This is a genomic window from Sphingomonas sp. IC081 (assembly GCF_006874585.1).
Classification (GTDB): domain Bacteria; phylum Pseudomonadota; class Alphaproteobacteria; order Sphingomonadales; family Sphingomonadaceae; genus Novosphingobium.
The window spans coordinates 2,080,431-2,092,361 of record NZ_CP029761.1; the positions used below are offsets into that span (position 1 = coordinate 2,080,431).

Below are 11,931 nucleotides of genomic sequence, written 5' to 3' on the forward strand. Positions count from 1 at the left end.
TTTTTGACGCCCTGCGCAGATACCGCGCACATCCAACCCATAAATACGCGCAGAATTGTAATTATATTCCAAAATATACGATATTTTGAGCAATTTTATCTTGAAATCTTAAATTGAGTCCAATATCCGAACCAACATCAATAGTAAAAATTAGGCATACGCATAATTTCATTAAAATTTCACGATGTTTCAAACTCATTTCATATTCTTTTCTATGATTGAAATAGTTGTGGCAGTTCTACAACTTAACCAGAATCAATCATCAATAACTATTAAACCTGCATGACAAATGCGGGACTCCCTCGCACATCTGCGGCCTGATTTCGACGCGCACACCCTCTCCCGCGTCGGAATCCGCAATAGGGAGTAATCAATGCAAACCGAGATGAAGCGCCTTCTGCTGGCGTCCACGCTCCTCATGGGTCTGCCGGTCGCAGCTCAGGCCCAGGAAACCGCCCCGGATTCCACCTCCGACTCTTCCGCCGACAGTTCTGGCGGTGCAGCGATCGTCGTCACGGGCTCGCGTCTGCACAATGCCAATCTCGAACAGGCCGCGCCGATCATGGCGATGAGCAAGGAAGAGATCGCCCTCACCGGCCAGCAGAACATCGAAGCGATCCTGAAGGATCTGCCGCAGGTTCTCCCCGGTTCCGGTGGCGCCTCGAACAACCCGGGCGGCGGCGTTGCCACGGCAGACCTTCGCGGCCTTGGCGCCCAGCGCACGCTGGTGCTGGTCAACGGCCGCCGCTACGTCTCGTATGACACCAACCAGATCGTCGACCTCAACACCATCCCGACCGCGCTGATCGAGCGCGCCGACGTGGTGACCGGCGGCAAGTCTGCCGTCTACGGTTCCGACGCGATCAGCGGTGTCATCAACTTCGTCACCAAGCAGGACTTCGAAGGCGTCCAGGCCAATGCCGACTACCGCCTGACTGATTCCGGCGACGGTGCGCAGTGGACGGGCGGCCTGCTCGTCGGCAAGAACTTCGCCGATGGCCGCGGCAACATCACGCTTTACGGCGAATACAGCAAGCGCAAGGCGATCAAGCAGTCCGCCCGGTCGTACACGGCCACGACGCAGACCGACGCCAGCGATGATGACATCAACTACTACCTCACGAATGGTGGATCGGCCAGCATCCCCTCGACCCGCCTCAACATCGGCGGCAAGAACTACAAGTTCGACGAGAGCGGCAGCTATTCCGACTATACGTCGCCCGACGCCTACAACTACGCCTCCGAGAATTATCTGCAGGTCCCCCAGACCCGCAAGCTGTTCTTCGGACAGGCTCATTTTGACGTCAGCAATGCGCTGACCTTCTACACCGAAGGCCAGTACGTTCATAACCGCGTCAAGAACCAGCTCGCACCGACCCCGGTTACCGGCAGCTTCGAGATCGACAACGATTCCTCGTTCCTCTCGGCCGACAGCCAGGCGCTGCTGCAAAGCTACGACACCGATGGCGACGGCTACACCACCGCCAACATCTACCGCCGCCTTTCGGAAGTGGGCGACCGCATCTCGGTGATGGACAGCAAGGCCCTGCGCGGCGTGTTCGGTGCCCGCGGCGACATCGGCAGCGGCTGGAGCTATGACGTCTACGGCAGCTACGCCCGCACCCGCCAGACCGAACACCAATACGGCAACATCTCGCGCAGCCGCCTCGAACAGGCGCTCAAGACCACCTACGATGCCGATGGCAACCTGGTGTGCAGCGACACCAGCAACGGCTGCGTCCCCGCCAACATCTTCGGCGCAGGCAATCTGAGCCAGGCGGCGGTGGACTTCCTGGAAGTCGACACGGTCAACCGCTCGACGATCACCGAAAAGGTGGTTTCCGGCGTCATCACGAACAACAACCTGTTCGATCTCGGTGCCGGCCCAGCGGGTATCGTGTTCGGCGGAGAATACCGTAACGAACACGGCAGCTACGATCCCGATGAACTCCTCTCCTCGGGTGACGTTGTCGGCTTCAACGGCAGCGAGCCGACCTCGGGCGGCTACAACGTGAAGGAACTCTTCACCGAAATCGACGTGCCGCTGCTCGCCGACAAGCCCTTCGTCAACCGCCTCGAATTCAACGGTGCAGCCCGCTACTCGTACTACTCGACGGCGGCAAAGTCGGTCGGCACCTTCTCGGCAGGCCTGGTCTATGCGCCGATCAAGGACATCAGCCTGCGTGCGCAGTATTCGCGCGCGGTGCGTGCACCGACGGTCAGCGATCTCTACGCCGGGCAATCGGAGGGCTATCCCAGCGCAACCGACCCGTGCTCGACCAAGTACGCGAATTCGAGCTCTTCGGACTTCAGCCAGAACCTTTACAACGCCTGCGTCCGCGATGGCGTTCCGGCTGCCTCCGTCGGCAGCGGGGACTACAACGCCAGCGCCAGCCAGATCCAGACCTACAGCGGCGGCAATCCGGACCTGCGCGAGGAAACCGCGAACACCTACACCTTCGGTGCGGTGCTCCAGCCCTCGTTCCTTCCCCGCCTGTCGATCACCGTCGACTATTACCACATCAAGATCGACAACTACATCACCTCGGCCGGTGTCGGCAGCATCCTGACGGCATGCTACGGCGACGAGAACAATGGCTGGACCTCGTACGACAGCAGCGCCTGCTCGCTGCTTCCGCGTGACAGTTCAGGCACGATCACCGGTGCCATCGACACGCTGGCCAACTCGGGCGGCGTGAAGACGGACGGCATCGACTTCGACGCCCAGTACTCGATCCCGCTGGCATTCGGTGCGAACAATGCGAGCAAGCTGAACCTGCGTCTCGCCGGCACGTACCTGATGAACTGGACGTTCCACCCGCTCGCATCGATCCCGGACATTGTCTACAATTGCGCGGGCAAGTTCGGCCTGAACTGCGGCAACGTCTACGCATCGTGGCGTCTCAATGGCCGTGCCACCTGGCAAACCGATGGCTACGGTCTCTCGCTGGCCTGGCGCCATCTATCGTCGGTCAAGGACGACGACGACTCGACGCCTTACGCAGTCGAGAGGATCAAGGCCTACGACTACTTCGACCTGACCGCGACGATCGACGTCGCCAAGCGGTTCACCTGGTCGATCGGTATGAACAACATGTTCGACAAGAAGCCGCCGATCCTCGGCGACAACCAGGAACAGTCGAACACTTACCCCACGACCTACGACGTCTATGGCCGCACGTTCTTCACGAGCATCAAGATGGACTTCTGATCGAAACACCGTTTCGTCACGGGGAAGGGAGCCGGGTCAAACCGGCTCCCTTTTTCGTCTGCCGTATCCGACACTGCGTTTCGGATCGTTCGGCACCGGCCCACTCCCCGGTTGCAAGACCGGCAAATGCAAGTCATCCTCGTCGCAAGAAGAAGGCCGCGAAAGTCGGCCGGTAAGTTGGGAAGAGGACAAGACTGCTTATGAAAGCTGCCCGTGCCGGATTTTCTCTTGCAAGCCTGCTTCTGCTGACAGCCACAGGCTGCTCGGAACTGAAGCCCGCCGCCGATCTCGGTTCCTGCTGGAACGTCAACAGTTCCTCATTTGGCCCCGTGCAAGGCCAGGCGGTGCTCGTCTCCAGCGTGGATGGTTTCTCCCTCCAGGCGCCGGGATGTGACGATCACACCGGCCGCAACCACTTCGAGCTTTCGCGCGATGCCAACGATGCGCTGACCCAGGTACTGGCCGGAAATCCGCGCTTCGTGACCTTCCGCTTCTCGGGCCACATCCTGCCGCGCTCCGGCCATCCGTCCCTCTGGATCGGCAATCTCACCAATGCCGCCGCCAGCGATACCGGGCCTTCGTGGATGCCCAAGCTTCGATAGACACGAAAAAGGGGCTCTCCACCCCACGGCGGAGAGCCCCCTTCCCTTTTCAGGCCAGAGCGTTTTCTAATCAGGTGAAATCACCTGATGACTCGGAAAACGCGGAAAACCAAAATCTTAGAGCAGTTGATCCGATGCAATCGGATCGGGAACTGCTCTAAGGCCGCCGTTACCAGCCGGCCTTCTCGCCCTTGTTCTGTTCGTCCAGCCACTTCTTGAGCGGCGCGAAGTAAGCGAGCATCGGCTTCGCGCTCAGCTTGTCGCTGCCGGTGAAGGCCTTGAGCGCTTCGGGCCAGGGCTTCGACATGCCCATCTTCAGCATGCGGTCGAGGTTCTCGCCCACCTTCTTGTTGCCGTAGAAGCTGCAACGGTGAAGCGGGCCCTTCCAGCCGGCCTGCTTGCACGCGGCTTCGTAGAACTGGAACTGGAAGATGCGCGCCAGGAAGTAGCGCGTGTAGGGCGTGTTGCCCGGTACGTGGAACTTGGCGCCGGCGTCGAAGCCGTCATCCGGGCGGGCCGAAGGCGGAACGATGCCCTGATAGTCCGTGCGCATCTTGGTCCAGGCCTTGTTGTAGTCGGCAGGCTGGATAGACCCGTCGAAGATGCCCCAGCGATAGCGGTCGATCAGCAGGCCGAACGGCAGGAACGCCACCTTGTCCATCGCCTGACGCAGCAGCAGGCCGATGTCCTTGTCGGCGCTGGGCACCTTGTCCTTGTCGAGCAGGCCGATCTGCACGAGGTACTGCGGCGTGATCGACAGCGCGATGAAGTCGCCGATCGCCTCATGGAAACCGTCGTTGGCGCCGTTGAGGTAGAGGTAGGGCTGCTGGTTGTAGGCGCGCTGGTAGTAGTTGTGGCCCAGCTCATGGTGAATGGTGACGAAGTCTTCCGAATTCACCTTGGTGCACATCTTGATGCGCACATCGTCCTTGTTGTCGACATCCCAGGCCGACGCGTGGCAGATCACCTCGCGGTCGGCGGGCTTCACGAACATCGAGCGCTTCCAGAACGTCTCCGGCAGCGGCGCGAAGCCAAGCGAGGAGTAGAAGCCCTCGCCATATTTCACCATGTCGAGCGGGGTCTTGCCCTTCGCCTTCAGCAGCGCGCCGATGTCATAGCCCAGATCGCCCGCGCCGGCCGGCGCCACCAGCGGGTAGATGTTGCCCCACTCCTGCGACCACATGTTGCCCAGCAGGTCGGCGCGGATCGGACCGGTCTTGGGCTGCACGGCATCGCCGTACTTTGCGTTCAGCTTGTGGCGGACGTAGGTGTGGAGCGCGAGGTAGAGCGGCTTCACTTCTTCCCACAGGCGCTGCGTCTCGGCCGAGAACTGCTCGGGGCTCATGTCGTATCCCGAACGCCACATGGCGCCGACGTCGGCATAACCGAGTTCCTTGGCGCCCTCGTTGGCGATGCCGACCATCTTCACATAGTCGTTCTTCATCGGCGCGCCGACGTTGTTGTGCCAGCTGGTCCACATCTCGGCGAATTCGGCCGGCGTGTGCGCAAGGTTGCCCATCTCCGCCTCGATGTCCGAGCCGTTGATCTCCTTGCCGTCCAGCGTGCCGCGGCCCTTGCCGTACGTGGAGGCAAGGCGGGTGGAGATGGTGCTCAGTTCGTCCGCCGCGCCGGGCTTGGTCGGCGCCGGCAGGACGATGCCCTGACGCAGGATGGAGAGCTTGCGCGCGACATCGGGATCAAGGCCCGGAATGTTCGCAAACTTGGCCGCCTCGACCGCGTAGGCCACCTGCTTCTCGGTAATCGCCGCGTTCGACTGCGCCGCCAGCGCGTCGGTATCGTCGGTGATGTAGGTGTAATTCACCCAGTTGATGCGGGCATTGTCCACCGAGGCGGGGAACAGCTCCTTTTCGGCATCGGCAATGAACTGCGCGGCGCCGGCGGCGGTCACGGGATAGTCTGCCTTGGCTTCCTCGGCAAAAGCTGGAACCGCAAGGCCGAAGCAAAGCCCGGCGGCCAGCGCTGCACGCGCGGTGGATGCGAATTTCATGGGGGTGCCCTCTTGGTATATTCTGATGGCGCCGGAGACTAGCCGGGCCTGCCGACAGATCAACCGTTTCGGGGCGGGCGGTGCCGGATTATTTCGCATCCGGCACACAATTGCACAAGCTTGCGCAATCCCCCCTCAATCGAGCAGAAACGCCGCCATGGCCCGGCCCATATCCTTGAACGTCACCGAGGACATGTGATTGCCCGGCGTCTCCACATAGTGCCCATCGGGCAGCGCCGCCGCCAGTTCCGGCGCGGAGCCGTTGTCATGGTCGTCCTTGCCGCAGACGCAGAGCGTGGGCATGGCGATCTGCGCGATGGCGTCCGCCGAGGTATCGTCCACCGACTGAAGCAGCAGACGCGCCGCAACCCGGTCGATGTTCATGGACTTCATGAAAGCCTGCGCCACGAAGGCCTTGTCACCGCGCTCGATCGTGCCGAAACGGTCGATGGCATCCACAAAATGTGCCGAACGCCGCGCCCAGCCGGACAGGCCGGTGAGGCCCATGCCGCCCAGGATCAGCTTGCGCGGCATGAGCCCCGCCAGCACGCCGCGCACCGAAGTGCGTGCACCCAGCGAAAAGCCGCCAAGGTCGAAGTCGGAAAGGCCAAGCTGATCGACCGTCGCCTGAAGATCGCGCACCAGCACGTCGCCCGGGTAGTCCTCGGCATCATGCGGTGCGCCGCTCTGCCCGTGGGCGCGCAAGTCCGGCATGAACACCTCGAACCCGGCATCGGCCAGGATCTTGGCATTGCCGTACTTGATCCAGTTCACGTCCGCGCTGGAAAACAGCCCGTGCAGCAGCAGCAGCGGCCGCGCGCCGTGATCGCCCATGACATGCACCGCCAGCCGCGTGCCGGCATAACCTTCGAGATATTCGGTCTTCGCTTCGCTCACTGCACATTCGCCTGCGTTTGGGGAGGATCGATCACTCAGGCGGCTCCATGCCGGCCGCCTTCCAGCGATCGATCACATTGGGATTCTCCGCGCTCGTGTAGCCGGGCAGATGCCTTACGTCAGCCCATGCCGGAAGCATGGATTCGGTGGCATAGTTGTGCTCCGGCCGGAACGGCGTGGGATCGTCGAAACTGCCGACGGTAAGATCGATGGCCTTCGCGCCTTCCAAAAACTCGAACCCCAGCGGCGTGCCGCAATGCGAACAGAACGGCCGCCGCGCGATGGCGGAGGATTGATACCAGTCCGGCTCGCTGTGCCAGGTCACCTTCTCGCGCGGCGGGTTGATGAAGGCGATGGAGACACCCCCGGTCGCCTTGCGGCACATCTTGCAGTGGCAAAGGTAGGCCTTTTCCGGCTCCACTTCGGCCGTGAAGCGAACGCGTCCACACTGGCAGCCGCCAGCCATCGGAACCGTCATATACCCTCTTCCGACTGCAGTTGGCTGGATAGGCTCTGAATGCTCTCCACAAGCAGCCTGGACAAGTATTCAGGCATCCTTGCCCCGCGTGTGCAGTAAATGAACCGCCAGACCGATCAGCACCGCCGCCCCGACCACCCCGCCGATCAGCGGCGCCAGCGCATGGATACGCCCGAACAGCGCCTCCACCGCCTGCCCGCAGAAGTAGCCGAGCGAAACGAAGACCAACCCCCACACCGCCGCCGCCAAGGCATTGATGGCAAGGAAGGTTGTCGTCCGCAGCCGCGTGGTGCCGATGGCTATGGGGCTGACGGTACGCAGGCCGTAGAGAAAGCGGAACGCGAACGTGAAAATCACCGGATGCCGCTCGAACGCCGCCAGCGCCTTGGCGAATGCAGGCTTGGCCTGTGCCTTGCGCACCAGCCCATGCCCACGAAAGCGCCGCCCGATCAGGAAGAACAGTTGATCCGCCACGAACGATCCGGCCGCAGCCGCCAGCACGGCAGGCCAATAGGAAAGCAGCCCATGATGGGCCATCAACCCGCCGATCACGGTAACGGTCTCGCCTTCGAACCCCGCGCCGAGAAACAGGCCCGCAAGGCCGTACTGCGCGATCAGATGCTCGACCGACAACAAAAATGGCTCCTTTCAGGACTACCGCGATAGAGCCTCAAAACGCGCCGAAATCCAATACGTTTCAAGCCGCGCCGCACACGAAAAGGGCCCGCGAAGCCAATGCCTCGCGGACCCTTTCGTGTTCGGTTCGGGCGCAAGGCCCGCCGCGTCAGCCCTTCTTGAGGTGACGACGGCCCAGCAGTTCGGCGATCTGTACCGCGTTCAGGGCAGCGCCCTTGCGCAGGTTGTCCGAAACGCACCACAGCGCCAGACCGTTCTCGACGGTCGGGTCTTCGCGCACGCGGCTGACGTAAGTGGCGCTGTCGCCCACGCTTTCGATCGGGGTGACGTAACCACCGTCCTCGCGCTTGTCGACGAGCATGATGCCCGGCGCTTCACGCAGGATGTTCTGGGCTTCCTCGGCCGAGATCTCGTTCTCGAACTCGATGTTCAGCGACTCCGAGTGGCCGACGAAGACCGGCACGCGCACGCAGGTCGCCTGAAGCTTGATCTTGGGATCAAGGATCTTCTTGGTCTCGACCACCATCTTCCACTCTTCCTTGGTCGAACCGTCGTCCAGGAAGCTGTCGATGTGCGGAATCACGTTGAAGGCGATCTGCTTCGTGAACTTGCGCTTCTCGACCTGATCGCCGACAAAGATCGCGCGGCTCTGTTCGAACAGCTCGTCCAGGCCCGCCTTGCCCGCGCCGGAAACCGACTGGTAGGTCGAAACGACGACGCGCTTGATCGTAGCCTTGTCGTGCAGCGGCTTCAGCACCACGACCATCTGCGCGGTCGAGCAGTTGGGGTTGGCGATGATGTTGCGCGCCTTGTAGCCGTCGATGGCGTCCGGGTTCACTTCCGGCACGATCAGCGGCACGTCCGGGTCCATGCGGTAGAGCGACGAGTTGTCGATCACCACGCAGCCGGCGGCAGCGGCCTTGGGCGCATAAATCTTCGTGGGCTCCGAGCCTGCGGCGAAGAGCGCAATATCCCAGCCGGCGAAATCGAAGTGCTCGATGTTCTTTACTTTGAGCATTTTGCCGGTTTCGCCGAATTCAATCTCGGTCCCGGTCGAACGCGACGAAGCCACCGCTGCGATCTCGTCGCAGGGGAACTCACGCTCGGCAAGGATGTTGAGCATTTCGCGGCCGACATTTCCGGTCGCGCCGACGACGGCAACCCGGTAACCCATTTCAAGATCCTTCATGCAAATCCCGCGCGGCAAGGTCGCGGCGCGGGAAGCGGCCCGTTACAGGCTGAGCGCAAGCATGGCAAGAGACTGCGCAAACCGCTTGCGCAAAGAGATTGTGTTTCGACCGAAAATTACCGTTTAAACACCCATCATGAAACAGAATAAGCATTACACTGGCAACACCACCTCGCCTGCACCGCCGGGCGCAGCCGGTGTTAACGCCCCTGCCCGGCGGCGTACGAAGGGCTGGCGTTTCCAATAAGAAAGCAAGCGCCAGACCCACTCCAGCGGACCACAGACGAAGAAGCGCATCCAGAGGTTCGCGGCGATCAGCATCAGCAAATTGAACAGGCTCGCCGCCACCATCAACTGGAACCAGCCGAAGCGTTCCCACAGCCCCAGCCCCCAAGGGGCAAAGACGATCCAGATCATCACCGTACTGGTGGTAATGTAGACGGTGAAGGCCATGCGCCCCACCGCCTTGAACGGCGCGAGCAGGAACCGCCCCGACCGGGTGAGCAGCAGCAGGTTGAACAGCCCCACATGCCCAAGCGTCACGCAGAGGCGCGCGAACTCGTCCGTGATCCAGCCGATCTTGGGCTCGAGCGAGAAGCGGAAAATTTCATGTACGCTCCACGCCCGCAGTCCGCAGCCCACCCCATAGGCACAGATCGCCAGCACCAGATAGAACCGTACAGACCGCCCACCCTGGATCACGCCCCACTTGAACAGGGCCATGCCGACAAACATCGCGCAAACCGCTTCCAACACCCCGAAGAACGTGCCGTTGCCCGCACCGAATATCTTGTTCCAGGTGCTCCAGTTGAACAGCGCCATGTCCAGCGGCGTACCGTTGAAGGCCTTGCGCTCTTCCGCGATCTTCTCCTTCCGGTCCTTTGGCAGCGGCCTGGAAAGGTCGAGGGCATCCCGCCTTGTCCGAAACTCCTTGATCGCCGCGCTCTCCTCCTGGGTGAGCCGGGCGCCTGACTGTACTTTAGCCTCGATCCGGGTGGCCTCCCTCAGCATGTCGACCCGTTCGCCATAGCCCACCAGGCCGCCGCCTCCAGGCCAGCCAATGGCGCAAACCAGCGCGAACAGCAGCCCCATCGCCAGTAGCGCGCGCGGTGGCAACTTGCGGAACGGGAAAAGGAACAAGGCCGAGATGCCGTAAACCAGAAGGATATCCCCGACCCACAGCACCAAAAAGATGTCGATGAGGCCAAACAGCATCAGCCAGAGGTTGCGGCGCAAGAACAAGTCCGCAACGGCCACCGGATCGTCCGGCTTCATCGCTTTCGCCGTAAAGACCAGGACCCCCGCCCCGAACAGGAATTCGAACAGGCCGCGCTGCGTCCCGTCCCAGAAAATGCGAATAGCCGCCCATATCAGCTGATCGGCAGGCTCCCACGAGAGGCGCCGTGGATCCGGCAGCCATGCCGCGAGGTTGGTCCCCATGTAGGGAATGTTCATGTAGAAAATGCCAAGGATCGCAATGCCGCGCAGGACATCGAGACTCTCGATCCGCTGTCTCCCCCGCACGGGAGCCAGATCCAAGGGAACATGCGTGTCCACCATCGCCGCCATGGGGGCCCTCACACCGCTGCTGACAGAAGAATGCGCCCTGTTATGGCTTGTCGTCAATTCGTGAGAATCGGGATGCATCGGGGCCGGCAAACGGCCGACTACGCAGGCTCCACCCGGTTCCGACCGCTGCCCTTGGCCCGGTAGAGCGCCGCGTCGGCTGCCGTCAGCAGTTCGGCCAGCGTATCCCCATCGCAGCCCAGTTCGGCGATACCGATACTGACCGTCGCCTTGACGTCCTCACCATACTCGCGGCCGATGTCGATCGCGGCAAAGCCGTTGACCACTTGCTGGGCAATCGCCGCCGCCTCGGCATCCGATCTGCAAGGCAAAAGGGCTACGAATTCCTCTCCGCCGATGCGGGCGAGGATTGCGGAAGACCCGACGCTGCGGCGGACAAAACCGGCAAAACGCTTGAGCACCTCATCCCCTATCGCGTGGCCGAAACGGTCATTGATGCTCTTGAAATGGTCAAGATCGAACGCCAGCATGAAAGTCCGCCCGTCGGCCCCCATGCTGCCTATGCGGCGCTCAGCCTCCTCGAAAAACCACCGGCGGTTCCCCAGCCCCGTCAGATAGTCGGTGTGCGAAGCCTGAAGCAACTGATCGTGCGTCTCTTCTCGCACCAGTGCCAGCAATGCCATGGGCAATCCGACAGAATAGAGCACGCCTTCGTACATCGTCGCGAAGCTCGACAGCGCCAGCAGCCCCGCCCCGCCCTGCGGCTCCAGCACGGGCAGGACAATGGCGCGGAGCAGATAAGTGAAGCAATGCATGGCTGCAAAGGCCACCGCGATGCGGTGCGAGCGCAAGACGCGCAAACGGCCATTGCGCTGCAATTCCCACGCCGTCAGGCCGCTAACCAACCCGATCGGGAAGGCACTGGCGTATGTCCAGATCACCGTTTGCCAGCGCGCGCCGCCGACTGCCCATACCAGCACCTGGAACCCCAGAATGACACCGGCCATGGGGACATGCGAGCGCCCGGCAAGCCGCGCGGCTGCCTGGAGCACCAGAAGATAACCGCTGAGCATCACGATGTTGGCCAGGCCTGCGCCAATGGCACCAGGGAACAGCGATCGCCCCAAGGCCAACGCGCAACCGGCTGCGAGCGTCGCGTATCCGCCCGCAAGCATCCCCAGTTCGCGCCTGCGTAGCGGACGCGCGTATCGCTCCCAGAACGTCATGAGCGAACTGAGCACGAGCGTGCCGATAGCCAGGAAGTACAAAGTGGGGAGATCAAACCGCATCGCAGGCACCGAAGGTTTCCGGCCCTTTAACCACAATATGGAATTTTCCCAGCCGTTATCGCCGGTAATTCGCCCGAGCCGAAATCTTCAGCGC

At 61.9% G+C, this 11,931-nt stretch carries 9 protein-coding genes; 2 read left to right on the forward strand and 7 right to left on the reverse strand.

The window, feature by feature from the left end:
- The first annotated feature begins 385 nt into the window (after positions 1 to 385).
- Both DM450_RS10085 and DM450_RS10090 read left to right on the forward strand, forming a co-directional pair.
- Positions 386 to 3,211 (forward strand): TonB-dependent receptor, encoded by a 2,826-nt coding sequence (locus tag DM450_RS10085; RefSeq protein ID WP_260609767.1) that lies wholly within the window; start codon positions 386 to 388, stop codon positions 3,209 to 3,211.
- Positions 3,212 to 3,411: 200 nt separating this feature from the next.
- Entirely contained in the window at positions 3,412 to 3,813 is a 402-nt protein-coding gene (locus tag DM450_RS10090; protein ID WP_142634501.1) for a hypothetical protein, read from the forward strand.
- Positions 3,814 to 3,982: 169 nt separating this feature from the next.
- Here the strand turns inward: DM450_RS10090 and DM450_RS10095 are convergent, their stop codons facing one another.
- From DM450_RS10095 to DM450_RS10125, 7 genes are all read right to left on the reverse strand, one after another.
- Positions 3,983 to 5,821 (reverse strand): M2 family metallopeptidase, encoded by a 1,839-nt coding sequence (locus DM450_RS10095; protein WP_142634503.1) that lies wholly within the window; start codon positions 5,819 to 5,821, stop codon positions 3,983 to 3,985.
- Positions 5,822 to 5,956: 135 nt separating this feature from the next.
- Positions 5,957 to 6,655, reverse strand: coding sequence for an alpha/beta fold hydrolase (locus tag DM450_RS10100; protein ID WP_370584580.1), 699 nt, complete (start codon positions 6,653 to 6,655; stop codon positions 5,957 to 5,959).
- 94 nt (positions 6,656 to 6,749) lie between these two features.
- Complete coding sequence (locus tag DM450_RS10105) at positions 6,750 to 7,196, reverse strand: GFA family protein (protein WP_142634507.1); 447 nt, start codon at positions 7,194 to 7,196, stop codon at positions 6,750 to 6,752.
- A 69-nt stretch (positions 7,197 to 7,265) separates the two neighbouring features.
- Positions 7,266 to 7,829, reverse strand: a complete 564-nt coding sequence (locus DM450_RS10110) for a DedA family protein (RefSeq protein ID WP_142634508.1) — start codon at positions 7,827 to 7,829, stop codon at positions 7,266 to 7,268.
- Positions 7,830 to 7,980: 151 nt separating this feature from the next.
- The gene (locus DM450_RS10115) at positions 7,981 to 9,006 is read right to left on the reverse strand and encodes an aspartate-semialdehyde dehydrogenase (protein WP_142637722.1); all 1,026 of its coding nucleotides are present in this window, start codon (positions 9,004 to 9,006) and stop codon (positions 7,981 to 7,983) included.
- A 168-nt stretch (positions 9,007 to 9,174) separates the two neighbouring features.
- Positions 9,175 to 10,590 carry a DUF418 domain-containing protein gene (locus DM450_RS10120; RefSeq protein WP_260609768.1) on the reverse strand — a complete coding sequence of 472 codons (1,416 nt, stop codon included), beginning with the start codon at positions 10,588 to 10,590 and terminating at the stop codon, positions 9,175 to 9,177.
- A 98-nt stretch (positions 10,591 to 10,688) separates the two neighbouring features.
- Positions 10,689 to 11,837 (reverse strand): diguanylate cyclase, encoded by a 1,149-nt coding sequence (locus tag DM450_RS10125; RefSeq protein WP_142637726.1) that lies wholly within the window; start codon positions 11,835 to 11,837, stop codon positions 10,689 to 10,691.
- Between the last annotated feature and the right edge of the window lie 94 nt (positions 11,838 to 11,931).